The organism is Flavobacterium sp. 11, from assembly GCF_002754315.1.
GTDB classification, from domain to species: Bacteria; Bacteroidota; Bacteroidia; order Flavobacteriales; family Flavobacteriaceae; genus Flavobacterium; species Flavobacterium algoritolerans.
Window position 1 is genome coordinate 1,514,762 of record NZ_PEFE01000001.1, and the last position, 26,773, is coordinate 1,541,534.

At 34.9% G+C, this 26,773-nt stretch carries 25 protein-coding genes and 2 tRNA genes; 9 read left to right on the forward strand and 18 right to left on the reverse strand.

What is annotated here, in order from left to right; all coding sequences use genetic code 11:
• Nucleotides 1–30 precede the first annotated feature (30 nt).
• Both CLV00_RS06590 and CLV00_RS06595 read right to left on the reverse strand, forming a co-directional pair.
• Nucleotides 31–567, reverse strand: coding sequence for an RNA methyltransferase (locus CLV00_RS06590; RefSeq protein WP_099714383.1), 537 nt, complete (start codon nucleotides 565–567; stop codon nucleotides 31–33).
• A gap of 69 nt (nucleotides 568–636) precedes the next feature.
• Entirely contained in the window at nucleotides 637–1,083 is a 447-nt protein-coding gene (locus CLV00_RS06595) for a DUF1573 domain-containing protein (protein WP_099714384.1), read from the reverse strand.
• 158 nt (nucleotides 1,084–1,241) lie between these two features.
• Between CLV00_RS06595 and mutS the strand changes: the two genes are divergently transcribed.
• From mutS to CLV00_RS06615, 4 genes are all read left to right on the forward strand, one after another.
• A complete protein-coding gene (gene mutS, locus CLV00_RS06600) occupies nucleotides 1,242–3,848 on the forward strand; it encodes a DNA mismatch repair protein MutS (protein ID WP_199074762.1) in 2,607 nt (868 codons plus the stop codon).
• Nucleotides 3,849–3,996: 148 nt separating this feature from the next.
• Nucleotides 3,997–4,072, forward strand: a tRNA-Gly gene (locus CLV00_RS06605).
• 11 nt (nucleotides 4,073–4,083) lie between these two features.
• Nucleotides 4,084–4,169, forward strand: a tRNA-Leu gene (locus CLV00_RS06610).
• Between the two features lie 126 nt (nucleotides 4,170–4,295).
• Nucleotides 4,296–4,643, forward strand: coding sequence for a DUF1508 domain-containing protein (locus CLV00_RS06615; protein ID WP_099714385.1), 348 nt, complete (start codon nucleotides 4,296–4,298; stop codon nucleotides 4,641–4,643).
• Nucleotides 4,644–4,810: 167 nt separating this feature from the next.
• Here CLV00_RS06615 and CLV00_RS06620 read toward each other — a convergent pair whose 3' ends face one another.
• The 4 genes from CLV00_RS06620 to CLV00_RS06635 form a co-directional block, all read right to left on the reverse strand.
• Entirely contained in the window at nucleotides 4,811–5,035 is a 225-nt protein-coding gene (locus CLV00_RS06620; RefSeq protein ID WP_099714386.1) for a hypothetical protein, read from the reverse strand.
• Between the two features lie 188 nt (nucleotides 5,036–5,223).
• Nucleotides 5,224–7,392: a S46 family peptidase gene (locus tag CLV00_RS06625; RefSeq protein ID WP_099714387.1), complete on the reverse strand. Its 2,169-nt coding sequence runs from the start codon at nucleotides 7,390–7,392 to the stop codon at nucleotides 5,224–5,226.
• A 23-nt stretch (nucleotides 7,393–7,415) separates the two neighbouring features.
• Nucleotides 7,416–7,862, reverse strand: a complete 447-nt coding sequence (locus tag CLV00_RS06630; RefSeq protein WP_233206865.1) for a GNAT family N-acetyltransferase — start codon at nucleotides 7,860–7,862, stop codon at nucleotides 7,416–7,418.
• Complete coding sequence (locus CLV00_RS06635; protein ID WP_099714388.1) at nucleotides 7,849–9,090, reverse strand: 3-deoxy-D-manno-octulosonic acid transferase; 1,242 nt, start codon at nucleotides 9,088–9,090, stop codon at nucleotides 7,849–7,851. The genes CLV00_RS06630 and CLV00_RS06635 overlap by 14 nt, the downstream gene beginning before the upstream one ends.
• 227 nt (nucleotides 9,091–9,317) lie before the next feature.
• Here CLV00_RS06635 and CLV00_RS06640 point away from each other — a divergent pair, with 227 nt between their 5' ends.
• Both CLV00_RS06640 and galE read left to right on the forward strand, forming a co-directional pair.
• Nucleotides 9,318–10,448 carry a DegT/DnrJ/EryC1/StrS aminotransferase family protein gene (locus CLV00_RS06640; protein WP_099714389.1) on the forward strand — a complete coding sequence of 377 codons (1,131 nt, stop codon included), beginning with the start codon at nucleotides 9,318–9,320 and terminating at the stop codon, nucleotides 10,446–10,448.
• A gap of 85 nt (nucleotides 10,449–10,533) precedes the next feature.
• The gene (gene galE, locus CLV00_RS06645) at nucleotides 10,534–11,547 is read left to right on the forward strand and encodes a UDP-glucose 4-epimerase GalE (protein WP_099714390.1); all 1,014 of its coding nucleotides are present in this window, start codon (nucleotides 10,534–10,536) and stop codon (nucleotides 11,545–11,547) included.
• Nucleotides 11,548–11,582: 35 nt separating this feature from the next.
• On the opposite strand, the gene CLV00_RS06650 is transcribed toward galE, so the two are convergent.
• The 6 genes from CLV00_RS06650 to CLV00_RS06675 form a co-directional block, all read right to left on the reverse strand.
• Entirely contained in the window at nucleotides 11,583–11,834 is a 252-nt protein-coding gene (locus tag CLV00_RS06650) for a hypothetical protein (protein ID WP_099716263.1), read from the reverse strand.
• A 108-nt stretch (nucleotides 11,835–11,942) separates the two neighbouring features.
• Nucleotides 11,943–12,818 carry an ACP S-malonyltransferase gene (fabD, locus tag CLV00_RS06655; protein WP_099714391.1) on the reverse strand — a complete coding sequence of 292 codons (876 nt, stop codon included), beginning with the start codon at nucleotides 12,816–12,818 and terminating at the stop codon, nucleotides 11,943–11,945.
• Nucleotides 12,819–13,021: 203 nt separating this feature from the next.
• The gene (locus CLV00_RS06660) at nucleotides 13,022–13,972 is read right to left on the reverse strand and encodes a bestrophin family protein (RefSeq protein WP_099714392.1); all 951 of its coding nucleotides are present in this window, start codon (nucleotides 13,970–13,972) and stop codon (nucleotides 13,022–13,024) included.
• Between the two features lie 38 nt (nucleotides 13,973–14,010).
• The gene (locus CLV00_RS06665; RefSeq protein ID WP_099714393.1) at nucleotides 14,011–14,718 is read right to left on the reverse strand and encodes a hypothetical protein; all 708 of its coding nucleotides are present in this window, start codon (nucleotides 14,716–14,718) and stop codon (nucleotides 14,011–14,013) included.
• Between the two features lie 80 nt (nucleotides 14,719–14,798).
• Entirely contained in the window at nucleotides 14,799–16,187 is a 1,389-nt protein-coding gene (locus tag CLV00_RS06670; RefSeq protein WP_099714394.1) for a HAMP domain-containing sensor histidine kinase, read from the reverse strand.
• A 3-nt stretch (nucleotides 16,188–16,190) separates the two neighbouring features.
• Nucleotides 16,191–16,865: a response regulator transcription factor gene (locus tag CLV00_RS06675; protein ID WP_099714395.1), complete on the reverse strand. Its 675-nt coding sequence runs from the start codon at nucleotides 16,863–16,865 to the stop codon at nucleotides 16,191–16,193.
• A 229-nt stretch (nucleotides 16,866–17,094) separates the two neighbouring features.
• On the opposite strand from CLV00_RS06675, the gene CLV00_RS06680 reads away from it, so the two are divergent.
• Nucleotides 17,095–18,738 carry a hypothetical protein gene (locus tag CLV00_RS06680; RefSeq protein ID WP_099714396.1) on the forward strand — a complete coding sequence of 548 codons (1,644 nt, stop codon included), beginning with the start codon at nucleotides 17,095–17,097 and terminating at the stop codon, nucleotides 18,736–18,738.
• A 38-nt stretch (nucleotides 18,739–18,776) separates the two neighbouring features.
• Here CLV00_RS06680 and CLV00_RS06685 read toward each other — a convergent pair whose 3' ends face one another.
• The gene (locus tag CLV00_RS06685) at nucleotides 18,777–19,097 is read right to left on the reverse strand and encodes a DUF6370 family protein (RefSeq protein WP_099714397.1); all 321 of its coding nucleotides are present in this window, start codon (nucleotides 19,095–19,097) and stop codon (nucleotides 18,777–18,779) included.
• Between the two features lie 41 nt (nucleotides 19,098–19,138).
• Nucleotides 19,139–19,501: a DUF983 domain-containing protein gene (locus CLV00_RS06690; protein WP_099714398.1), complete on the reverse strand. Its 363-nt coding sequence runs from the start codon at nucleotides 19,499–19,501 to the stop codon at nucleotides 19,139–19,141.
• Between the two features lie 92 nt (nucleotides 19,502–19,593).
• Between CLV00_RS06690 and CLV00_RS06695 the strand changes: the two genes are divergently transcribed.
• A complete protein-coding gene (locus tag CLV00_RS06695; RefSeq protein WP_099714399.1) occupies nucleotides 19,594–20,457 on the forward strand; it encodes an AraC family transcriptional regulator in 864 nt (287 codons plus the stop codon).
• Here CLV00_RS06695 and purT read toward each other — a convergent pair whose 3' ends face one another.
• The 3 genes from purT to CLV00_RS06710 all read right to left on the reverse strand — a co-directional run bounded on the left by purT (nucleotide 20,458) and on the right by CLV00_RS06710 (nucleotide 24,281).
• The gene (gene purT / locus CLV00_RS06700; RefSeq protein WP_099714400.1) at nucleotides 20,458–21,618 is read right to left on the reverse strand and encodes a formate-dependent phosphoribosylglycinamide formyltransferase; all 1,161 of its coding nucleotides are present in this window, start codon (nucleotides 21,616–21,618) and stop codon (nucleotides 20,458–20,460) included.
• A 289-nt stretch (nucleotides 21,619–21,907) separates the two neighbouring features.
• On the reverse strand, nucleotides 21,908–23,095 hold the full coding sequence (locus CLV00_RS06705) for a pyridoxal phosphate-dependent aminotransferase (protein ID WP_099714401.1): 1,188 nt from the start codon (nucleotides 23,093–23,095) through the stop codon (nucleotides 21,908–21,910).
• An 88-nt stretch (nucleotides 23,096–23,183) separates the two neighbouring features.
• A complete protein-coding gene (locus CLV00_RS06710) occupies nucleotides 23,184–24,281 on the reverse strand; it encodes an acyl-CoA desaturase (RefSeq protein WP_099714402.1) in 1,098 nt (365 codons plus the stop codon).
• Nucleotides 24,282–24,386: 105 nt separating this feature from the next.
• On the opposite strand from CLV00_RS06710, the gene rsmG reads away from it, so the two are divergent.
• Nucleotides 24,387–25,016: a 16S rRNA (guanine(527)-N(7))-methyltransferase RsmG gene (gene rsmG / locus CLV00_RS06715; RefSeq protein WP_099714403.1), complete on the forward strand. Its 630-nt coding sequence runs from the start codon at nucleotides 24,387–24,389 to the stop codon at nucleotides 25,014–25,016.
• Nucleotides 25,017–25,144: 128 nt separating this feature from the next.
• On the opposite strand, the gene pruA is transcribed toward rsmG, so the two are convergent.
• Complete coding sequence (gene pruA, locus CLV00_RS06720; protein ID WP_099714404.1) at nucleotides 25,145–26,770, reverse strand: L-glutamate gamma-semialdehyde dehydrogenase; 1,626 nt, start codon at nucleotides 26,768–26,770, stop codon at nucleotides 25,145–25,147.
• Nucleotides 26,771–26,773 lie beyond the last annotated feature (3 nt).

The following is a 26,773-nucleotide window of genomic DNA, read 5'->3' on the forward strand; positions in this document are numbered from 1 at the left end:
ATTACTTAATTCTTAATTTTATTAAAAAAATCATTTTGGCCAGTTCAGTTTTTGAAATAAATCCCAAACTACAATTCCTGCACTCACGGATATATTCAAAGAATGTTTGGTGCCTAATTGTGGGATTTCAATACAACCATCGCATAATGCAACTGCTTCTTGTGAAACACCATATACTTCGTTTCCAAAAACTAAAGCATATTTTTCTCCCTTTTGAACTTCAAAATTTTGAAGAAAAATGGCACTTTCTACCTGTTCTATGGCAAGCGTCATTACATTTTCGGCTTTTAATTTTTCAATAACGGCAAGAACATTTTCATGATGTTCCCAAGTTACTGTTTCGGTTGCGCCAAGTGCTGTTTTGTGAATTTCTTTGTTTGGTGGAGTGGCGGTAATACCGCATAAATATATTTTTTCAATTAGAAACGCATCAGCTGTTCTAAATACGGAGCCAATATTATGCAAACTACGGATGTCATCTAATACTAAAATAAGCGGTGTTTTTTCAGATTGTTTGAATGCTTCAATAGATTTTCGATCCAGTTCGCTGTTTTCTAGCTTTCTCATATTTTGTAAATTATTCAAAAAAAAAGCTTCCGAAGTTAATGGAAGCTTTTTTGTCTATTAAGTTAAAATTTAGCTTTTTGCAGCAGGAGCGGCTAAAACATTTCCTTTTATTGTAAGTGTTTTGGTAGGAACAACAGCATTAGTTGTCAATGTTACTGTTTTAGTAAAAGCTTGACCACCTCTTGAAGTGTCATATTTTACTCCAATAACTCCTTTTGCTCCTGGAGCAATTGGTTCTTTAGGATAAGTAGGAACTGTGCAACCACAAGATCCTTGAGCATTAGTAATGATTAAAGGTTTGTTTCCGTTATTTGTAAAAACAAATTCGCGTTTACCATCAGAGTTATAGGCAACTGTACCGTAGTCAATAGTTTCACTTACGAAAACCATTCCTGCGCCATTCACTTTTGCAGCAACTTTAGCAGTAGTTGCTTTCAATTTTTTTGAAGTTTCTTGTGCAGTAGAAGTAGCAACTCCTAAAACAACTAGCATAGCTAGGGTAATTATTTTTTTCATATCTATTTCAATTTAAAAGTATTTACAAATCTAAATAAAAAATAGAAATTATGCCTTAAATCTTTCTTAAAATAGTTTAATTTTTTGAACTCCTTATTTATTTGTTTTAAAATATATAAATTCGCTGATATTTTTTCATTTTTTAAACATAAATACAATTGGCATCTAAAGATAAAGTAGTTAAGGAAACTCCGTTAATGAAGCAATACAATGAGATAAAAAGAAAGTATCCTGATGCTTGTCTTTTATTTCGCGTTGGAGATTTTTATGAAACATTTGGAGAGGACGCAGTTCGTGCTTCAAAAATATTAGGAATTGTCTTAACGAAGCGTGGTGCAGGTTCTGAAACTGAAACGGCACTGGCTGGTTTTCCGCATCATTCTTTGAATACATATTTACCAAAATTAGTCAAAGCAGGACTTCGTGTGGCAATTTGTGACCAGCTCGAAGATCCAAAAATGACTAAGACTATTGTAAAACGGGGTGTTACTGAACTGGTGACTCCTGGTGTTTCCATGAATGATGAGGTTTTGCAATCAAAAACCAATAACTTTCTAGCATCCATTTTCTTTGCCAATAAATCCATAGGAATTTCATTTTTGGACGTTTCTACAGGAGAGTTTTTAACGGCGCAAGGAAATGCAGAATATATTGATAAACTGTTGCAGAATTTTAATCCAAGTGAGGTTCTAATTCCAAAAAATAATAAAAATGATTTCCGTGAAATTTTCGGAGAGGATTATCATAGTTTTTATCTGGAAGATTGGATTTACAAAGAAGATTACGCATTCGAAACCTTAACCAAGCATTTTCAGACGGTTTCTTTGAAAGGATTTGGAATCGAAGAATTGAAAGAAGGAATCATTGCTTCGGGAGCTATTTTGTATTATTTATCCGAAACACAACACAATAAAGTACAGCATATAACGGCGATTCAGCGTATTGCCGAAGATGCTTATGTCTGGATGGATAGATTTACCATTCGCAATCTGGAATTGTATCACAGTTACAATCCAAACGCGGTGACGCTTCTCGATGTTATTGATAAAACGCTTTCGCCAATGGGTGGTCGTTTGTTAAAAAGATGGTTGGCATTGCCGTTGAAAGACAGTGCTAAAATAAAAAGTCGTCACCAAGTGGTTTCTTATTTAAAAGAAAATCAGGGTGTGCTGAAAAATATTCAGAATCAAATCAAGCAAATTTCCGACTTGGAACGTTTGATTTCAAAAATTGCAGCCGGAAAAGTATCGCCTCGCGAAGTGGTTTATCTGAAAGAATCATTGGATGCTATTATTCCGATAAAAACCTTGGCTCTAGAAAGTCCGCAAGAAGCAGTGAAAGTAATCGGCGATAGTTTGCACAGTTGTGAATTATTGCGTGAAAAAATAAAAACCGTTTTGAATCAAGATGCGCCTGTGGCTATTGCCAAAGGAAATGCTATTGCCAAAGGAATCAATGCTGAGTTAGATGATTTACGCGCGATATCAACTTCTGGTAAGGAATTCTTGGAAGGAATTGAAAAAAGAGAATCACAACTGACGGGAATTTCATCATTGAAAATATCCTTTAATAACGTTTTTGGATATTACATCGAAGTTAGGAATATGCACAAGGATAAAGTTCCTGCGGAATGGATTCGAAAACAAACTTTGGTCAATGCGGAGCGTTATATTACGGAGGAATTAAAAGAATATGAAACTAAAATCCTTGGTGCAGAAGAGAAAATCCATAAAATAGAAGTAGAATTATTTGAACAATTAGTGAGTTGGATTGCCACGTATATCAAGCCGGTTCAAATGAATGCTAATTTGGTGGCGCAACTCGATTGTTTGTGTTCTTTTACGCAATTGGCTATCGAAAATAAATACATCTGTCCGGAACTAGACGAAACATTCGAACTAGAAATTAAAAACGGAAGGCATCCTGTTATCGAAAAACAATTGCCTGTTGGTATGCCTTACATAGCCAATGATGTTTTCTTGGATAGAGAAACGCAGCAGTTGATTATGATCACGGGTCCAAATATGTCTGGAAAGTCCGCTATTTTGCGTCAAACGGCGCTGATTGTACTCTTGTCTCAAATGGGAAGTTTTGTTCCTGCAGACAGCGTGAGAATGGGAATTGTAGATAAAATATTCACCAGAGTAGGAGCGAGCGATAATATTTCGATGGGTGAATCTACTTTTATGGTCGAAATGAATGAAACGGCTTCTATCTTGAATAATATTTCCGATAGAAGTTTAGTGCTTTTGGATGAAATTGGAAGAGGAACGAGCACCTATGATGGGATTTCCATCGCATGGGCAATTGCTGAATTCTTACACGAACATCCTTCGCAACCGAAGACATTATTTGCAACGCATTACCACGAGTTGAATGAAATGAGTGAATCATTGCCTAGAATTCAGAATTATAATGTGGCCGTCAAAGAATTGAAAGATACCGTACTTTTTATTCGAAAATTAGTAAAAGGAGGAAGTGCGCATAGTTTTGGAATACATGTGGCGAAGATGGCCGGAATGCCTCAAATTGTAATTTTGAAAGCGCAAAAGCTTTTAAAGAAATTAGAAAAGAATCATTCCAGCGATGCACTGAACGGAATTAAAGCTGCAAAAGATGAAATGCAAATGAGTTTCTTTAATCTGGATGATCCTCTATTGGAAGAAATCAAAGAGGAGATTATAAGTCTGGATATAAATACCATTACGCCTATGGAGGCGCTGATGAAACTCAATGAAATTAAAAGAATGTTGACCAGAAAATAATTTATTTTATTTTAAAGATTACGTTATCAGAATGTTAACTCTGATGTGTGATTTTTTTATGAAAAAGGCTTGTATAATTCAATAAATGTCCTAAATTTGCATCCGCAATACAGAACAAGTATCGCGGTTCTTTCTAAGAATTGAAAATGCGAAAATAGCTCAGTTGGTAGAGCGCGACCTTGCCAAGGTCGAGGTCGCGGGTTCGAGCCCCGTTTTTCGCTCCACACCACATAATGCTCGGATGGTGAAATTGGTAGACACGCTGGACTTAAAATCCAGTGAACAGCAATGTTCGTGCGGGTTCAAGTCCCGCTCTGAGTACTAAAGCCTCTTCAATTGAAGAGGCTTTTTTTGTTTTTATGGTTTTTGTATAAAACTAAATCTGTCGAAACCAATATCAACTTTTTTTTGTGATTTGTAATTTTAATTTTTGTTATTTAATAAACAATGGGCGCTTTTGTAATTAGTAAAAGGTATAATGATGAGTATAAATTTGTTTTTACTTCCAGAAAAGGGAAAGTTGTTTTTACGAGTTTAAGTTATGAGCTCAAGTTTGAGTGCGAAGAAGATATTGAAAAGTTTAAAGCGACAATTGAAACCGCTGACTTTTTAAAATTTAAATCTTCTGGCGGGAAATTTTATTTTAAATTAATGCTGGAAGGGAATCATTTTGCTACAAGTAGAAAATATACCACTTCGTTGCGTTTGCAAAAAGGAATCGATGAAATTGTTCGGTATGGATCAAATTCAGAGGTGTTGGATTTCTCAGGAAATGATTTTATTTTTTCTGATTAAAGGTTTTTGAATTAATTCGTAAATAAAAAAGAGAGTCGTGAAAATTAAATTTTCGCGACTCTCTTTTTTATTTGTATATCTATTCTTAAAGGAATGGAAATGTCATAAATTAAAAAAGCCATCTCGCATAGCGGATGGCTTTAAAATTTTTAGAATTTGAGTTCTAATTATTTTTTTGCAGCTTCAGTAGCAGTTGCAGCAGCTTCAGTAGCAACAGCAGCAGCAGAATCAACAACAACAGCAGCAGAATCAACTACAGCAGCAGCAGAATCAACTACAGCAGCAGCAGAATCAACAACAGCAGCAGCGTCCTCAGCAGGAGCGTCAGCTTTTTTACATGATACAACAGTCAAAACAGCAACAGCAGCTAAACTTAAAAATACTTTTTTCATCTTAATTTAATATAAAAGGTTAATTATTAATTCGTGGCAAAGATATAAATTTTTTAATATGTAAAATATTTTTTTATTTTTTTTTTAAAAAATAATATTTTTTGTCAACGCCGAAACAAATAACAATTATTGTGCCAATCCAGCTAAATAATTAATAAATGCTTTATATCGTTGTTGAGTCCTTGGTTTTACTTTAAGTTTTTCTTTTTCAGTGGTTTGCTTTTCTTGGGGTGAACCAGTTTTAGCTCACTTATCAAGTTTTTTGCACCAGCATATTTATCCATAATAAACAGGACGTAGCGTATGTCAACCATAATATTTCTACAAATACTTGGGTCATAATAGATATCACTCATGGTTCCTTCCCAAACCCTGTCAAAATTAAGTCCTATTAAGTTTCCGTTTGCGTCTATCACCGGGCTACCTGAATTGCCTCCTGTGGTGTGATTTGTGCCAATAAAGTTAACTGGCATTTTTCCGTTTTCACCATATGGACCGTAATCTTTAGTTTTATATAAGTCTAACAATTTAGCTGGAACATCAAATTCATAATCTCCGGGAATGTATTTCTCCATTACCCCATCTAAATAAGTTATTGGCGTATAAAGAGTAGCGTCTTTAGGTTCGTATCCTTTTACTTTTCCATAAGTAACTCGTAATGTGCTATTGGCATCTGGAAAAATTCTGCTGTCTTTGTTCAATTCCAATTGCGCTTTCATGTACGTGCGTTGCAGCGCAGTAATCTTTAAATTGATTTCGTCGTATTTTGGCGCGACTTCTTTCAAATATTTATCAGCTAATTCTTTTACCAACAGAAAACCTGGATCATTGTTTAAACTCGTTAAAACGGTTCTTGTATCGCCAGTTAATAATTCTTTCAGACCAGTATAATTTTTAAGTCTGGATTTGCTGTAAATTTCCGAAGCTAAATTTTTAGCGTTTACATTCATCAAACTTTGGGGTAAAAATTGTTTTGGAGATTTGGCAGCATACAATTCAATCAATTGTTCAAAAATTTTTTCATCAACAGTTGCATTAAAATCTTTGTAAAAAGCTTCCTGACCAATTAGCAAATTGTTTTTTCGGTCAGTAAAAGATTGCTCTCCTTTGGTTTTGTAAACTTGCTCCAGCTGATACAATTTGTAACCAACACTTAATAATTCGGTGTTAAGCTGCACAACTTCTGTAAAATAATCTCTTGCGGAAGCGTATGGGGCTATTTCTGCGTAGTTTTTTTCGAAATCGACTAAAAGTGTTCCGTATTCTTTTTCTTTGCCTGCTTTTGTTATTTTTTGCTGAAAGGCTTTTTCAGATTCCCTTTTAACAGCAACGGCATTTGATTTTTTTAATCCTTGGGTTTCACCAATCCATTTTTTCCAATTATTAGCAATTCTGGCATATTTAGAGGCGTATTGAATTTTAATGGCATTGTCTTTTCTCATGAAACCATCAGCCACTTTCAAGGCTTTGTCTCTGATTTCGATTTTTGCCGGATTTAATTCGTTTACAATTTGCTCAATCGCAACAGAAGGTAAATATTCATTTGTTTTTCCTGGATAACCAAAAACCAATGTAAAATCATCTTCGGCTACACCGTCAAGTGAAATCGGTAAGAAGTGTTTAGGTGTGTAAGGAACATTGTCTTTCGAATACGCAGCCGGACGATTGTTCTTGTCAGCATAAATTCTAAACAATGAAAAATCTCCCGTATGACGCGGCCAAACCCAATTATCAGTATCAGAACCAAATTTCCCTATTGAGGAAGGCGGAGCACCTACCAAACGTACATCGGTAAAAGTTTCTGTTACAAAAAGCATGTATTGATTGCCTTCGTAAAACGTACGGATTTTATTTTCCTGCCAATTTTCTTTTGGTAAAGAATTAGTAAGTGCCGTAATGTTTTCTTGAATTTTGTTTTGTTTTTCTGATTCGCTGGTTAGAGCAGCAGTTCCCTCTAAAACTAATGTGGTCACATCTTCGATTTTTACAATAAAAGCGACAGTTAAGTTTTTATTAGGCAATTCGTCTTCCATTTTGTAAGCCCAAAATCCATCAGTCAGGTAATCATGATCTACCGTAGAGTGCGATTGAATTTGTGAAAATCCGCAATGATGATTCGTTAAAATCAATCCTTTTGGAGAAATAACTTCGGAGGTACAACCGCCATTAAAATGCGGAACGGCATCTTTCATGCTCGATTGATTGACATCGTAAATCTCTTTCGCAGACATTTTCATGCCTAAATTTTTCATTTCTGTTTCATTCATTCCTTTCAAAAGTGAAGGAATCCACATGCCACCCTGCTGCGCTTGCATCTGAATGACAAATAATAATAAGAATAGTTTTAAAAATTTCATGGTATTAAATTTAGGGTGTAATTTTATTTGATTTTGTATCGCATCAATTTTCTGTTGTGCATCTCAAAATCGTGCGCAAGGTACAATTTTTGTGCTTTTTCGTTGTGTTGTTCCACTTCCAGATAAACCAGTTTTAACGATAGTTTATGACTTTCATTTTGAATGAATGCAATGGTTTTACTACCAATTCCTTTGCCTCTAGTTTTTTCGGTCAAAAACAATTCGTCTAAAAAAGCAATTTTTCCTTGGTATTCAAAACTAAAAACAATGGTTAGGATAACGTAGCCTACAATTTCATTATCGGATAAAATGAGCCATGATTTCCCCAGATTTTCATTGGAAATAAATTCTTTAAATAAAGCTTTGGAAACGTCAATGTCAATAGGATAATTGTCAATCGCATAAAACTCTTGCATCATGGACACAATCGTTTCGATATCAGAAATTACTAACGGTTTAAATTGAATCATTCAAGATGTGTTTCAGAATAATGGCTGTAGCTCCTTTATTCATTTGTACAAAAGTGCTGCACATATGTCCTTTTTCGTGCCTGATGTCATCGTTCTGGATGAGGTTTTTAAATGCTTCGTCTAGCTCTTTGTTATTGTTGATAGAAATACACGCTTCCATATTTACCAATGCTGTTGCTTCTGCAAAATGTGAATAGTTGGGACCAATCAGTATTGGAACGCCAAAAGTTGCCGGCTCCAGTAAATTATGAACTCCGGGATTCCCAAAACCACCGCCCACATATGCAATATCCGCATAACTGTAGATTTTTGTCAGAATACCAATTGTGTCAATGATAAAAACATCGAAATCAGCGAGATTTTGTCCTTCTTTTTCAGAGAATAAAACGGTTTTTTTGGTAATGCTGTTTTTTAATTGTTGAATTTGTTCTTCTTTGATATTATGTGGCGCAATTATAAACTTGACATTTAAGGTGTTCGAATTAATAAAATCCACTAATAAATTTTCGTCTTTCGGCCACGAACTTCCCACGACAATCGTTAATGTGTTGTTTTTAAACTGAGCAATAAAATCCAAGGAATTGTCTTTTTCTAAAATTGCGGCAACTCGGTCAAATCGAGTGTCTCCAGAAACCGAAACATTCGTTTTGCCTACTTCTTGCAGTAATTTTTTTGAAGTTTCATTTTGTACAAAAAAGTAAGTGAATGTATTTAATGCTTCTCTGTAAAAGCCGCCGTACCATTTGAAAAACAGTTGATTTTTTCTAAGAATTCCAGAAATTAAATAGGTTTTGGTGTACCTTTTTTTGAGCTCAGCTAAATAATTGGGCCAATACTCATATTTAATAAAAAACACCAAATCCGGATGAACGATTTTTAAAAAATTCTGAGCATTTTTCTGGGTGTCCAAAGGCAAATAAACCGTAACATCAGCAACGGTATTGTTTTTCCTAACTTCATAACCAGAAGGCGAAAAAAAAGTAAGTACAATTTTGTGAGAAGGGAATTGCTCTTTTATTTTTTCAATTACGGGCAAGCCTTGCTCATACTCGCCTAAGGAAGCAGCATGAAACCATATTGTTTTATCGGTAAGTTTTATTTTTTGTTCCAAAACAGGAAAAACCAGTTTGCGGCCTTCTACAAAAAGTTTCATTTTTGGGCTGAAAAGAGCTGCGATTTTTAATAAAAAACCAGCTATCTGAACAATTAGATTATAGAGAAAAAGCATCGTTGAAATTTTGGGCTAAAATACGTTTTCTTTAGGTTTTTTGTTTCAGCATCAATATATAAATTTTGGTTGTCAGGAATCCACTTTTTATTTCATTGGAATAATATCGTTTTTTAATGTGGGTTGCATTGGTTTAAACTCATAAATAACTATTTTTGTTCTTCGTTTTAAGAAAGTGTTTATGGTTTCTGGAAACCATAAACTTTCGAACTTTAACAAAAATTTCAATGAAAAAAATCCAAATGGTTGACTTGAAAAGTCAATATGATAAAATTGCAACCACTGTAAATGCTTCTATTCAGGAGGTTCTGAACACAAATACTTACATTAATGGGCCTCAAGTTCATCAGTTTCAAAAATCTTTAGAAGAATATCTTGACGTAAAACACGTAATTCCATGTGCTAATGGAACCGACGCGTTGCAAATTGCTATGATGGGATTGGATTTAAAACCAGGAGATGAGGTAATTACAGCCGATTTTACTTTTGCAGCGACAGTAGAAGTTATTGCTTTACTGCAATTGACACCAGTTTTAGTCGATGTGGATATGTATAACATGAACATTTCTATCGAAGGAATTAAAAAAGCGATTACGCCAAAAACAAAAGCAATAGTTCCAGTACATTTGTTTGGCCGTGCTGCCAATATGGAAGCTATTATGGCTATCGCCAAAGAATATAATTTATATGTTATTGAAGATAATGCGCAAGCGATTGGTGCCAATTGTAAATTTTTTGACGGAACAAAAAAGAAAGCAGGAACGATTGGACATGTAGGGGCTACATCCTTTTTTCCTTCCAAAAACCTTGGATGTTACGGAGACGGTGGAGCCATTTTTACAAATGATGATGCATTGGCCCACAAACTTCGCGGAATTGTAAACCACGGAATGTACGAACGCTATCACCATGATGTCGTAGGTGTAAATTCACGTTTAGACAGTATTCAAGCAGCAGTTTTGAATGCTAAATTGCCTTTGTTAGACGAGTACAGTAAAGCAAGACAAGATGCAGCCAGAAAATATTCAACTGCTTTTGAAGGACATAAAAATATAATTGCACCAAGTATTTGTGATATTTGTGATTGTCACGTTTTTCATCAATATACATTGCGAATTGTTGATGCTGACAGAAATGGTTTAATGCAACATTTGTTGGACAAAGGAATTCCATGTGCTATTTATTATCCAATTCCATTGCATTCGCAAAAAGCATATTTGGATTCCAGATATAAAGAGGAAGATTTCCCAGTTACCAATCAGTTGGTTAAAGAAGTGATTTCGTTACCGATGCATACAGAATTAGATGACGAACAAATTAAATTCATTACGGATAGCGTTTTAGAGTTTTTAAAATAATAGAAAGACGCAATTTATTGCGTCTTTTTTATGTGGTATAAATATTAAGAGATGCTATAAATCGCGTCTGTATAAAAAAGTAATCATGAAAATATTAGTTACAGGAGGTTTGGGTTTTATTGGTTCGCATACTGTTGTCGAATTACAAAATGAGGGTTTTGAAGTAGTAATTGTAGATAATTTATCGAATACATCATTGAGTGTGTTGGATGGAATTCAGAATATTACCGGAAAAATTCCCGCTTTCGAAAAATTAGATTTGCGCGAAAAGGATAAGGTTCAGGACTTTTTTAAAAGGCATCATGATATTTCTGGTGTTATACATTTTGCAGCTTCAAAAGCAGTAGGCGAAAGCGTAGAAAATCCATTGTTGTATTATGAAAATAACATCAATGCATTAGTTTATATTTTGCAGGAATTACAACAAAAAACAGAAGCAAATTTTATTTTCAGTTCGTCTTGTACGGTTTATGGTCAAGCTGAAACAATGCCAATTACCGAAAATGCGCCAGTACAGCAGCCAATTTCCCCTTATGGAAACACCAAAAAAATTGGAGAAGAAATTATCATTGATACCGTCAAAGTAACGAATGTGAATGCGATTTTATTGCGTTATTTTAATCCAATTGGGGCGCATCCATCCACTGAAATTGGAGAATTGCCTATTGGAGTTCCTCAAAATTTAGTGCCGTTTATTACGCAGACTGGTTTTGGATTGCGTAAAGAATTAGCGGTTTATGGAGATGATTACCCAACTCCAGACGGAACAGCGGTACGTGATTATATTCATGTAGTAGATTTGGCGAAAGCCCATGTGATTGCTTTGCAACGATTATTGAATAAAAAAAATACAGCTAAAGTGGAAACTTTTAATCTGGGAACCGGAACCGGAAGTTCTGTTTTAGAAGTGATACATACTTTCGAAAAGGTAAGCGGTAAAAAATTGCCTTACAAAATTGTAGGACGTAGAGAAGGAGATATTACTTCGGCTTACGCCAATACGGATAAAGCTAATACTGTTCTGGGATGGAAAGCACAATCCACGCTTGAAGAAGCAATGGCCAGTGCCTGGAAATGGGAACAGAAAATTAGAAAATAAAAAAAGGGCTGTCATTGACAGCCCTTTTTTTAAAATTATTTTTTTGCTGCTTCTTTCAATTTTTCAGCGGCTTGATTCATTTTGTCAGCTCCTTTTTCAAGAACTTCTCCTGCTTTAACCTTGGTAGAATCAGCTGCAGCATCCACTTTTACAGCTGCTGTGTCTATAGCTTCTTCCATTTCATTACCAACGGCTTCGGTAGCCTCTTTTACTTCGTCTTTTGTTTCTTTTTTGCAAGAAGTCATTAAAGTTGCAATATATGCTAATCCTAAAAGTGCTTTTTTCATTTTTTTCATTTTAAAAATTAAAATTGATTTTAACTCATTTTATAAAGATAAAAAAAATCCTCATAAACAAGAGTTTATGAGGATACTATTTTGAACACTAAATGCTAATTATGCATTCGCAGTAACTGCTTCTTTATCAATTTTTCCAATCAATCCTGCTAATACTTTTCCAGGACCTACTTCAGTAAATAAAGTTGCTCCGTCTTTTATCATTTGTTGTACAGATTGTGTCCATTTTACTGGAGCTGTCAATTGAATGATTAGGTTTTTCTTGATTTCGGCCGGATCTGAAACTGCGCTTGCCGTTACATTTTGATATACCGGACAAATAGGAGCAGAAAACGTAGTTGCTTCAATAGCTGCAGCCAGTTCTTCACGAGCCGGCTCCATCATTGGAGAGTGAAAAGCACCTCCAACAGGTAACAATAATGCGCGTTTTGCACCAGCGGCTTTCATCGCTTCACATGCTTTTTCTACTGCTGATGTTTCTCCTGAAATCACTAATTGTCCTGGGCAGTTGTAATTTGCAGCTACTACAATTCCGTCGATAGAAGCGCAAACTTCTTCTACGATATTGTCAGCCAACCCTAAAACTGCTGCCATTGTAGATGGTTTTATTTCGCAGGCTTTTTGCATTGCCAAGGCTCTTTGTGAAACCAGTTTTAATCCGTCTTCAAAAGACAAAGCGCCATTTGCTACTAAAGCTGAAAATTCACCCAATGAATGTCCCGCTACCATTTCTGGTTTGAAATCTTCACCAAGCGTTTTTGCCAAAATCACAGAATGCAAGAAAACTGCTGGTTGAGTAACTTTGGTTTCTTTCAATTCCTCGGCAGTTCCTTCAAACATGATGTCTGTGATGCGGAAACCTAAAATTTCGTTTGCTTTCTCGAATAATTCTTTTGCAAGAGCAGAATTTTCATATAAGTCTTTACCCATTCCTGTGAATTGTGCGCCTTGACCTGGAAATACGTATGCTTTCATGTGTCTAATTTAAAGATTGAAAAATGTAAGGATTGAAATATTAGTATCAATCGGAATGCAAAAATACTATTTTTTGCGGTATTTGAAACTATCTGTTAGGGTTCCTTTTTCTATTGAAGGGTTGGTCCATTTATAAAATAGTAGATTCAATCCAAAAAAAAATCCACTCAAATTAATGAGTGGATTTTCACCAAAATCAAAAACTAAAGAACGAAATAAGCATTGTTTAAAGGTTGTATATGATGTGCTTTTGCTCCATAAACTGGTAGTTCTTCATCAAATTCATCTCGATATTCGTTAACCATTTGCATAAGGTTTTTTTCAATTGTATTCGAAATCGCACTTACAGGAGTATCTGTAGGTCTGTTTTCAAATGGATCTTGCAAATGAATGGCCATTTTTTCGATTAAGAAAAAAGCTGCGGCAATGGTTGTCACCAATGGAATTTGAAGCCAGCCAATAATGTTAATTAATCCAAAAGGCAATAGAATTATAAATAAACACAGCGCAAATCGAATGTACATGCTATATGTTGTTGGGAAAATGGTGTTTTTTATACGCTCACATTTGCCCATTGAATCACACAGTCGCGATAATGTATTGTCTATTTCTACTTGTTGGTAAACATTAATTTTATCCGCATTAAGTGCTTTTTTTAAATCTTTGGCGTGCAGCATTAAAATGGCATTTGGTACATGTTTATGTTTTTTTACAAAGCGTAACTCATCTTCGTCTAGTAAATCTCTTATTGGTTTAATAGGATCTTTTTCTCGAAGTGCTTGTCCAAGACTGTAACACCAAGCAGCTTGTCTTTTTGCGAATTTTTCCTTGAAATCGTTTGCCTCTACGGAGAAATTAGGGTCGTTATAAAAGATAATAATTTGGCGTAATAATGTTCTGGAATCATTTACAATTGAGCCCCATATTATTCTTGCTTCCCACCAACGGTCATAAGCTTGGTTGGATTTGAAGGCCAATAATAATGAAATAATAGTACCAATAATAGTAGGGATTGCGATAGGAATATTAACAGAAGCTGTTTTGAAAAAATAATGAAAAATTTCAAATGCAATACAAAACAGAATCACCAATGTCAATTCAGTTTTTATCTTACCCAGCACATATTTCATGGGAATTTTCTTTTTTAGTAACATATGTTTTAGGTTTAAATTTTAAACAATTATTTATTTTACTAAGAAATCTCTTCGTATAGAGAAAGAACAGGCAGGCCTAAGGTTTCGTTAAGTGCTTTTTTTTCTGTTTTAAGTAATTTTAATTTTTTAGGTTTTCTGGTTTCAATCAAAATATCAATGTTGTTTTTTGATATCGTATCCGTCAAAAAAGGTTTGTTTTCGTTTGTTTTGGTTTCACCTACAATTTTCAAGGAAAGAATTGTATTAATGTACGTTTGCAGATCTTCCGCATGAAGGTTTGAATCTGAATTTTTAATATACAATGCTTGGCTTAAGATTTCTTCTTCAAAGTTTGCGTTTGTATGTAAAATGGGGCATTTGCTGTTAGAAATAATTTGGACACAATAAGTGTTGATTTTCTTTTTTGAAGCTTTAAAAGAAGGTGTAATAATAGTTAGTCCAATAGTAAAATGCTCCATTAGATTTTTAAAAACAGGAGAAGAAATACCATATTGATGGTGAATTTTTAAGCTGCAATTTTTAGATTCTGAAATAATTTGTCGGCACATCTGCAAAACATTTTCTTGCGAAGTGCTTAAACCTTTATTGATGTTTCTTAATAAACTGGCAGAAGAAAAGGTGTCAGGAATATCTGCAAGTAACATCAATACGAGCTGGCATTGAGTACCATTAGATGAGTTTATAGCAGTTTTTACCGCATTGATGGTGTCACTTTGTAATGTCGATGGGATAAGAATATTTTTCATATGTATTAAATTTGATTTATTTATACATACAAAATAACAGTACCCAGTTTATAGCAATCTTAAATTAAAATTAGAATATTCTAAGAATTCACATTAGAATTTCTAATCTTGGCGGTATTAAAAGTAATATTTACAATAGTGCCTTTGTCGGGTTCAGATTGTATTTGAAGTTCTCCATTGTGCATCCTGATTATTTTCATGGCTAGAGGAAGCCCTAATCCATAACCATTGTATTTTGATGCTTTTTTGCCCCGAAAAAACGGCTCATAAAGATGTGGAATATCTTCTGCCGGAATACCAATGCCAATATCAGTAATAGAAATTTTGATGCTTGAACTGTTTACGAATAAAGTAACAAAAACAGTCTCGTTATCAGAATATTTGACACCATTAGCGATAATGTTATTCAATGAAAGTTCCAGTAAGGATTTGTTACAAGGGATTTCCAGAAAACTTGGGTCAGTCGGGATTTTCTTGATCTTGATCGTTACTCTGTTATTGGGGTAAATTTTATCAACATCTGATTTTACATCCATTAGAAGTTCATCAATCCTGACAATATCTAATAATTGTTTTTTACCGTCATAACCAGTTTGTGTCAGTTTCAAAAGACTTTCCGTAAGATCTCCTAATCTTGATGCCTGACTGTGAATGTTTTCTAATGAAGAGATATATTCCGAAACATTTCGTTCTTTTAAAAGCATGATTTCTGCTTCGGCAATAATAGTTGTCACGGGTGTTTTTAGCTCATGAGAAGCATTATTGATGAAGTTTGCCTGGATTTCAAAGGAGGTTTCCAGACGGTCCAGCATGTTGTTAAATGTCTTTGTCAAATCGGCAATTTCATCAGTGCTGTTGGTCTCGGGAAGTCTATTGTGAAGGTTTGATGCGCTTATTATTTTTACTTCATCCGTAATTCGGGCTACTGGATTGATCACTCTTCTTGCCAAAAATCTACCAAGAAAATAAGCCAATAATACAAAAGCCAATCCTCCAAAAAAGAGAATTTGAATAATGTAAATGCTGCTGACATTTCCCCTTCGGTCTATTGCGGTGATGATTACGATATATTTTTGATTGGATTCCGTAAAAGTCTGGGCATAAAAATAACGATTGCTGTTTTCAATCCAATTAGAACCATTAGCCATTACTTTTGTATAAAAATCAGCTGGTAAATCAAGATTGGTATTGTATTCAAATGTATTTTTCCCACTGACTTTAAGAACAAAATCTTGTTCATCAATCAGTTCTTCCAGTCCATTTGCTTTAAATTCTTTGAAATAACGGGTTTTTACTGGGTCATTTTGATAATGAATAGATGCTACAATTTTAGCCCTATCTTGTAATCGTTTCAAAAAATGATATTGATTATTTTGTTTGAACAAAAAGAAAACCACCAAACTCAATAAAAGGGTGCTGAGGGTTGAAAGCGCAATATAGGTAAAGGTAATTTTTTTCTTAATCTGCATTTTTTATGGTTTCAGTACATAACCCAAGCCTTTCATGGTGTGAATTAATTTAGTGTCGTACGGTTTGTCAATTTTTTTTCTCAAATAGTTAATGTAGACATCAATTACATTGGTATTCATGTCAAAATTAATGTCCCAAACATTGTCTAAAAGTTGTTCGCGGGATAAAATATTCTCAGAGTTGATGGCTAAATAATGTAAGAGTTTAAATTCTTTGGCTGTTAATATAATGGAATCTCCATTTCTGGTTACCGATTTTGTTTTTGAATTAATTTGAAGATCGGCAATAGTGATGATTTCATTTGGTTTTTGTATTTGACCGGCTCTTCTGGAAAGGGCATTGACTCTTGCGTCAAGTTCAAGGAATTTGAACGGTTTTAATAAGTAGTCATCGGCTCCGGAATTCAATCCGTTTATTATATTTTCAGTACTTCCCAATGCAGTTAATAGCAAAATGGGAACAAAGTTTTTAGCAGCTCTCAAACGTCTGCAAATTTCAATACCATTGATGTCAGGTAGCATTACGTCTAGAATCACCACATCAAAATTATGATTAGAGAGTAAATCTAACGCTGTGGTACCATCAAGTGCAACACTTACTTCATGATTTTTTTCTGAAAACCCTTTGCGGATAATTGACGAAAGATTAGGTTCATCTTCAACGATTAATAACTTCATTAACATTACTATTTCTACAAATCTAATGTTTAAACTTTTATTTTTTTTCCAAAATACAGCTGCTAAACTAATATTAACAAAATCTTATAATTTGTTGAAAGTTTCATTTTGTGTTTTTATATCCAAATCGTAGAATTGTTTTTAGGCTTCATTATTAATTTATTAGGGTTTTGTTTTGTAACATTTTTTGTTTCTTGGTTACTAATGAAGTATAAAAATAAACAGCTTTATGAAAAAAATATTCTCCATTGTTTTCTTACTCCTTTTTGGATTTTTCCTTTTTTATATCAACCTGCCGGTAATTAATTATGGATTTACGGGTTTTGCTATTGTTTTGTTGTTATTAGTTATTCTTGGGATTTTATTTTCTTTGGGACTTACAGTTTCACAGCAAACGAAGCAAGTCAAGATTATTTCAAGACCGAGCAAGGTTTTGTATATTCTGGCAGGAATACTTTTAGTGTATTGTATCGCGCTTCCTTTTGTAACAAGCTTAAAAATGTTCAGAAGCGATTCGTACCAAAAATTAATAGGTGAGGTTAAAAACGGTCAAAAAATAACCAATCATATTGCTCCAATTTCTATTGATAAAATCCGTGTGGTCGATGAGGAGTTAGCGCATCTTTTGGGTGAAAAAATATTAGGTTCACAACCAGCTTTGGGAAGTCAGGTAGAATTAGGGGATTTTTGTATCCAAAAAGTAAATGACAACTTGTATTGGGTTGCTCCATTATTGCATTCTGGTTTTTTAAAATGGTTCAATAACCAAGAAGGAACTGCGGGATATGTTATGGTTTCTGCAACCAATGAACGCGATGTGAAATTAGTTCAGAGTGTAGGAGGGAAAGCCATTAAGATTAAGTACCAGCAAGGGGCTTATTTTCAAAGTGATATTCATAGACATGTTTATTTTAATGGAAACGCTACGGTTGGTTTGGCTGATTTTAGTTTTGAAATTGATGATGCTGGAAATCCATTTTGGATTGTCACTAAATATGTGAAAAAAATTGGTTTCTCAGGAAAAGAAGCGACTGGTGTTATTGTTGTTGATGCCCAATCTGGAGCTATAAATGAATATTCGATTGCTGAAACACCAAAATGGGTAGATCGAATTCAGCCTTTGGATTTCATAGAAGATCAATTGAACGATTGGGGAGAATATGTTCACGGGTATTGGAATTTTTCTAATGCGGATAAACTTCAAATCACGGAAGGATTGACGCTGGTGTACGGAAAAGACAATAAATCCTATTGGTATACGGGATTGACTTCGGTGGGGAAAGAAGAATCTGCGGTAGGCTTTGTATTGGTGGATACCAGAACCAAAGAAATTACCTTTTATAAGCAAGGTGGCGCAACAGAATTTGCAGCTCAGAGTTCAGCACAAGGGAAAGTTCAGGAAAAAGGTTATAAGGCTTCGTTGCCTATTCCGTACAATATCAACAATATTCCCACCTATGTAATGACGCTTAAAGATGACGGTGGATTAGTTAAAATGTTTGCGATGGTTGCCATCTCAGATTATACGATTGTGGGCGTAGGCAATACGATGCGAGAAACGTTGACTTCATTTAAAAACGTCTATAATATGGCTGATAATAAAATAAATCCGAACAGTGTTTCCAATAAAAAATCGCTGAAATCAGTGGTAACCCGAATCCAGAATGATGTTAAAAACGGAAATAGTTTTTATTATTTTAAAGTCAAAGATTATCCTAATATTTTTGTGGGTTCTTCACAAATATCCAATCAATTGCCCGTAACAATGGTGGGTGACAGTATAAAAATTTCTTTTGATGTAGACTTAGAAGAAGTAATTGATGTTTCGAGTTTTGAGAATATCAATCTGAAAATGAGCATGAAAACGAAATAATTAAAAAGGGCCTAAAGAAATTTCTTTAGGCCCTTTTTTTATTTTTTTGGCAGTAATTTGAATGAGGTGACTTTGAATTTATTGTCAACCACTTTACCAACCACTTCCGCTTTTCTAATGGCAGAACAAAAACCATCGCTGGCATGCGCATCACCATGAGAGTCGATAGAACTTCCGTCAACAAAATAGGATTTTCCGTCAATGCGAACGGCTAATTCGCAACCGTGTCCTTCCATCCCAAATTGGCATTGTCCGCATGAAGCTTCTACAATTTGAGGTTTTTTTGGTTCTTCTTTCTTATCCTGAGCGCTTGCAAGTGTTGCAGAGAACAAAATAGCTAAGTATAGTAACTTTTTCATAAATGATTAAATTTTTTACTTCAGCTAAGATACTAGTTTTTTTATATCGAATAATTTTTAAACATATAAATCCACAATAATCTGGAAAAACGAATGTTGAAAGAAGACATTGCAATAATGACAACAGCAATAATTGGAATGATTCTCAAATCAAAATTTTCGGTAAAGAAGAATTGCGCTACAGCATATGTCGCTATACCTTGCGCTACTGTTAAACCATAATTGACATACATGGCGCCAAAGAAATAGCCAGGTTCTTTTTCGAATTTAAACTGGCAATTCGAGCAATACTGGTTCATTTTAGGAAATCCAATGTTTAAGAAAATATTCTTTTCATTGAAAACTTTGCCTTTAAGACAGTGTGGGCAATCATTATTCAGGATGTGTACAATAGAATTTGACATCGTTATTATTTTTATCAAAGGTATTTCTTATTCATGTCATGGATGTTTTCTATATTCGCTTATTATAGCACAATAAAGACATTTAGAGCGAGATGAAAAAATATCCGATTTATAACATCCAGCGGTTTAACTGTAATTCAGTGAATAGTGATTTGTATATTAATACTTTTAAAAATCACTTAATCGACCATAGTTTTGTTGAGGAACCACACCGCCATAATTCGTATGTTTTGGTTTTTTTTACGAAAGGTTCCGGAACACATGAAATCGATTTTGATGTATTTACGATTCAGCCGGGAAGTATGTTTTTCTTGCAACCCGGACAAATGCACCATTGGAATTTATCCGATGATGTAGAAGGTTTTGTGATTTTCTATTCGCAGGAAATGTATAATCTTTATTTTGGACAAAAAACCATTGGCGATTATCCTTTTTATTCTTCGGTGGATAATAAGCCTGAAATGTTTTTTGATGCAACCGAATCGAAATTGATTCTCCCTTATTTTGAGAGTTTAATTTTAGAAACTCAGGCAAATCAGCTGTTGAAACAGGATAAAATCATGAATCTGTTAGACATCATTCACATTGAAATTGCCAGAAAATATAGTGAAACACATCTCCACGAAGCCCATTCGTATAATGTGAAAATCAAAACATTTGAATTGGTTTTAGAACATAATTTTAAAAAAGAAAAAGCACCTTCTTTCTATGCTTCGCAACTTGCTATTACTTTAAAACATTTGAACAGGATTTGCAATGAAATGTTGCAAAAAACCACAACCGAGGTAATTACAGATAGAATTATACTCGAAGCGAAACGCATGCTGATGGATAAAAAGTTTACCGTTAATGAAATTGCAACGGAATTAGGCTATGATGATTATTCTTATTTTACACGATTATTCAAAAAAAATACCCTAATGACTCCAACAGATTTTCGTATTTCTAAAAAGTAATTACGAATTTACGGTAACTAAACTGGCTGCTTTTTTCGCTTTTTCTACCACTTCCTCAATTGGAGTTTCTAAACTGTCATTGATTAAAGCTACCCCCATTCTTCTATACGGTCTTGAAGTTGGTTTTCCAAAGATTCTGAAATCAGTTTTAGGTAAGGAAGCAATGTTTTCGATGCCGGAATAAGTCGGGTTTGTTGAGTTTTCCGAAGCTAAAATTACAGCACTCGCTCCCGCTTTTTCTAATGTAATTTCGAAAATAGGCAAACTCAAAATGGCTCGTAAATGTAATTCGAATTCATTGAAGTTTTGTGTTCCAGCTAATGTTACCATTCCAGTATCATGCGGACGAGGTGATAATTCCGAGAAATAAACGCCGTCATCAGCCAAGAAAAATTCTACTCCAAAAAGTCCTGCGCCACCCAAAGCTTCAGTTACTTTTTCGGCCATGTCTTGTGCTTCGTATAAATCCTTGTCGGATATTCTGGTGGGTTGCCAGCTTTCTTGATAATCACCTCTTTCTTGTCTATGACCAATTGGTGCGCAAAACAATGTTGGATTGTTATTTTGAACCACGGTCAATAAAGTAATTTCGGAATTGAATTTTACAAAGGCTTCCACAATCACTTCTACAACATCGCCTCGGGAACCTTCAACGGCATAATTCCATGCTTTTTCGATATCGGCTTCGGTTTTTATCGTCGATTGTCCTTTTCCGGACGAAGACATTAATGGTTTTACGACACAAGGCATTCCTACGGCTTCAACACCTTTTTTTAATTCATCGGCAGTTGTGGCATAGCGGTAATTTGCGGTTTTTAATCCTAATTCTTTGGCAGCCAAATCCCGAATCGCTTTTCTATTCATGGTGAAGTTTGCCGCTTTCGCTGAGGGAACTACGGTAATTCCTTGCTTTTCGTAATCATAAAAGCGCACGGTTCTGATGGCTTCAATTTCCGGAACAATAAAATCAGGTTTGTGTTTGGCAACGATTCTATCTAAAGCGTCACCATCCAGCATATTGATAACTTCAAAATCATGGGCAACTTGCATGGCGGGCGCATTTTCGTAACTGTCAACCGCAATTACGATTTGTCCGATGCGTTGTGCAGCGATTGTAAATTCTTTTCCTAATTCGCCTGAGCCTAGCAATAGTATTTTCATGAAAAAAAGTTTAATGTTTGAAGTTTAAAGTTGCGTAAGGTTAGGAATGCAATTTAAAACGGAAACAAAAATAGTGTTTTTTTGCGTGAGGGATTAAAGTGAAAATCCTTTTTATTTTTGAAGTGATAACGGAGAAATAAAAAGATTGCAGCGTAAAGCCCGACCCTTGTGGTCACGCTCAAATACTAAAAAGCCCCAAGAAAATCTTGAGGCTTTGTTTGTATATTGGAAGTTGGATTTTTGACTTTCCAACTTTTGACTTTCCAACTTTTGACTTTATGACTTTTGACTATAAAGCTACTGCTTCTTTGATTCTGCGTAAGGCTTCTTTCAATAATTCTTCGCTAGTTGCGTAAGAGAAACGGATACAGTCTGGGTTTCCAAATGCGTCACCGGTTACAGTTGCTACATTAGCTTCGCCCAAAAGGTACATAGAGAAATCATTAGCATCTTTGATAAAAGTTCCTTTTAATGTTTTTCCGAAAAAAGATGAAATGTCTGGGAATACATAAAAAGCACCTTCTGGAACGTTGATTTTGATTCCAGGAATGTCTTTTAATAATCCAACCACTAAATCTCTACGGCTATGGAAAGCGTCAACCATGTGTTTTAAAACACTTGGGTCCGCATCAACAGCAGTAATTGTAGCACGTTGTGCAATGCTGTTAGCACCACTTGTTACTTGTCCTTGAATTTTTGTACATGCTTTTGCAATGAATTCTGGTGCGCCAATATATCCAATTCTCCATCCTGTCATGGCGAAAGCTTTTGCTACTCCATTTACGGTAATTGTTCTTTCTAACATTCCCGGGATAGATGCGATGCTGCAAAAAGTTCCTGAGAAATTGATGTGCTCATAGATTTCATCAGCAACAACATAAACGTTTGGATATTTCTCCAATACTTTTGCTAATGCCGTTAATTCTTCTCTGCTGTATACAGATCCACTTGGGTTACAAGGAGAACTGAACCACATCATTTTTGTTTTTGGTGTAATCGCTGCTTCTAATTGTTCTGGTGTGATTTTGAAATCAGTATCTACAGAAGTTGGAACTTCTACAGGAACTCCACCAGATAATTTTACAATTTCGAAATAAGAAACCCAGTAAGGTGCCGGTAAAATCACTTCGTCACCATCGTTTAGCATTACTTGTGCAATGTTGTATAACGATTGTTTTGCTCCTGTTGAAACTACAATTTGAGACGGTTTGTACTCTAAATCATTGTCTCTTTTGAATTTTCTACAGATGGCTTCTTTTAATTCTAAATATCCTTCTACTGGAGAATAAGTGCTGTAATTTTCGTCAATTGCTTTTTTAGCCGCTTCTTTAATAAAGTCTGGCGTATTGAAATCAGGTTCGCCTAAGCTTAAACTGATGATGTCTTTTCCTTGTGATTTTAATTCTCTGGCCAAAGCTGCCATTGCTAATGTTTGAGACGTAGATAAATTGTTTATTCTATCTGATAATGGATTCATTTTTTAATAGGTTGTAGTTAGTTTTTATTAAATTCATTCTGTTGGTAGAGATGCACTGCAGCATCTTTACACGTTGTGTTTTTTATGATTATACAGTAAGAGCAGGGTTTTGTCCCAAATCTTTCAAATGCTTAAAATGTGCAATAACGGCGCTTCGCATTGTTTTGTATTCATAATACGGCAAGTTGCATTCCTGCGCAGTTTCTTTCACAATTTTAGCAATTTTACCATAATGGATGTGGCTGATATTTGGAAAAATATGGTGCTCAATTTGGTGATTCAATCCGCCTGTGTACCAGTTAACGATTTTGTTTTTTGGAGCAAAATTAGTTGTGGTAAACAATTGATGAATAGCCCAAGTATTGTCCATTTCACCTAATTCATTTGGAGATGGATTAGTCGTTTCTTCAACAACGTGTGCCAATTGGAACACAACACTTAGAATTAATCCAGCAGTGTAATGCATCACGAAGAAACCAATTAATACTTTCCACCAAGTGATTCCAATAACGATTGGTAATACGATCCAGATAGAAACATAAATTACTTTGGTGATAATTAAAGTCGTCCAAAGTATTTTTGGGCTTTTTGCTTCTCCGTAAGATAATTTTCTTTTCAAGTAGCTTCTCATCTGTTTGAAATCAGTTGTGATAGCCCAGTTGAAAGTTAGTAATCCGTATAAGAATACAGAATAATATTGCTGAAAACGGTGGAAATTATACCATTTTGCTTCTTTAGTAAAACGGATAACACGTCCGGCATCTAAATCCTCATCGTGACCCGGAATGTTTGTGTAGGTGTGGTGTAAAACATTATGTTGCACTTGCCAGTTGTATACATTTCCTGCCAAAACATAAATAGTTCCACCCATGAATTTGTTGACCCAAGTTTTATTGGAATAAGAACCATGATTTCCATCGTGCATCACATTCATTCCTACTCCAGCCATTCCAATTCCCATAACTATTGTCAACAGAAGATGTGCCCAAAATGGCATACCAAGTGTCAGAATTAAAAAATAAGGCGCTAGAAAAACTGAAAACAGAATTATAGTTTTCAAATATAGTTTCCAATTGCCGGTCTTTTGGATGTTGTTTTCTTTGAAGTAATTGTTAACCCGTGAGTTAAGTGTTCTAAAAAACTTTAGGCTATCTTGCTTAGCAAATGTTGGAGCATTATTATTCATATATTTTCAATAAAGTTCAAAGGTAATTATTATAAATTTTTGGATATACAAAATTGAGATAAATATTTTAACTCTAAAGTATTACTTTTGTTAAAAAATTAATAGATGGACGAGATTCTTAAGTATTTTCCTAATTTAACTGATATTCAGAAAGAACAGTTCGAAAAACTGGATTTTTTATACCATGATTGGAATGAAAAAATCAATGTTATTTCGAGAAAAGATATTGATGCTTTGTACACCAAACATATTTTACATTCTTTAGGAATAGCCAAAATCATAAAATTCGAACCAGGAACGTATGTTCTTGATGTTGGAACTGGCGGAGGATTTCCTGGGATTCCATTGGCGATTCTTTTTCCGGAAACGCGTTTTTATTTAATTGATGTTATTGCCAAGAAAATAAAAGTGGTTCAGGCTGTTGCCGAAGGATTGGGGTTGAAAAATGTAAAAGCCGAACAAATGCGTGCCGAAAATGTAAAAGGAGATTTCGACTTTATCGTGAGTCGTGCCGTAACAAATATGCCGGATTTTGTTTCTTGGGTGAAAACCAAAATCAAAAAGAACAACAAACACGAATTGAAAAACGGAATTCTGTATCTAAAAGGGGGTGATTTAACCGAAGAATTAAAGGATTTTCCAAAAGCCACTGAATATAATCTTGCTGATTTCTTTGAAGATGAATTCTTTGAAACCAAAAAAGTAGTGCATTTGCCGTTGAAGTTTCAATCGTAGTCATAAGATCGAAAGATAGAATTGACTAGAAAAAAGATAAAAAAGCCGAATCTAAATTTTAGATTCGGCTTTTTTACTATTTGTATGTTCTTTAAGACTTTCGAATTTCGAACTTTACGACTAATTTATTATCCTAAAAACGGGTATCTGTAATTCTCTGGAGTAACAAATGTTTCTTTGATGGTTCTTGGAGAAACCCAACGCAATAAATTCAATACTGAACCTGCTTTGTCATTTGTTCCTGAACCTCTAGCTCCACCAAATGGTTGTTGTCCTACAACAGCACCTGTAGGTTTGTCGTTGATGTAGAAATTACCAGCGGCATTTTCTAAAACTTTCATCGCATATTCAATGGCATAACGGTCTTGGCTCAAGACAGCTCCTGTCAATGCATACTCAGAAGTCGAATCTACTAATACAAGAGTTTCTTCCCATTTAGCATCTTCGTAAACGTAAATTGTCAATACTGGTCCGAATAATTCGGTTTCCATTGTACTGTATTTTGGATTAGTAGTTACGATAACGGTAGGCTCAATAAAATAACCAACAGACTTGTCGTAATTTCCTCCTGCAATAATTTCGGCATCAGCATCTTTTTTAGCTTGGTCAATAAAACCGGCTAATTTGTCAAATGAACCTTCTGAAATTACAGATGAAACGAAATTATTGGTGTCTCCTGGCGATCCCATTTTCATAGAAGCTAAATCAGCAACTAATAATTTTTTTACTTCTGGCCATATAGATTTTGGTACATATGCTCTTGAAGCTGCTGAACATTTTTGACCTTGGTATTCGAAAGCTCCTCTGGAAAGTGCCGTAGCAACTTGAGCCGGAATAGCGGATGAATGCGCCACAACAAAATCTTTACCTCCAGTTTCTCCTACGATTCTTGGATATGTTTTGTAGTTGCTGATGTTTTGTCCAATTTTTCCCCAAATGTCATTGAAAACACGAGTTGAACCTGTAAAGTGAATTCCTGCGAAATCACGACTTCCTAATAACGTTTCAGAAATCATGGCAGAGTCTCCATAAACTACATTGATTACACCGTCCGGTAAACCTGCTAGTTTGAATACCTCTACAATTACATTTGCAGAATAAATTTGTGTAGCACTTGGTTTCCAAACTACAACATTCCCCATTAATGCTGGAGCTGCAGGTAAATTACCGGCAATTGCTGTAAAGTTAAACGGAGTGATGGCATATATAAATCCTTCAAGAGGTCTGTGTTCTAATCTGTTCCAAACACCTTCTGATGAAGCGGGTTGTTCAGCATAAATTTGAGACATAAATTGCACATTGAAACGCAAAAAGTCTATAAATTCACAGGCTGCATCAATTTCAGCTTGGTGTACTGTTTTTGCCTGAGCAATCATAGTTGCTGCATTTATTTTGGCACGGTATGGTCCGGCAAGCAATTCAGCAGCTTTTAAAAAGATGGATGCTCTGTGTTCCCAAGCTAAATTAGCCCACTTCTTTTTAGCTTCCAGAGCTGTTGAAATGGCTTTTTCTATATGTTCTTTATCAGCTTCGTGATACTGTCCTACAGTGTGTTTGTGGTCGAAAGGAGGATTTATTGATTGAGTTTTTCCTGTACGGATTTCTTCTCCTCCAATATATAAAGGAACATCAACTGTTTCATTATACATTTTATTGAAAGTGGCTAGAACTTCTTCTCTTTCCGGACTTCCTGGAGCGTAGGACTTAACGGTTTCGTTAAACGCTTTTGGGACGTTGTAAATTCCTTTTGGCATATT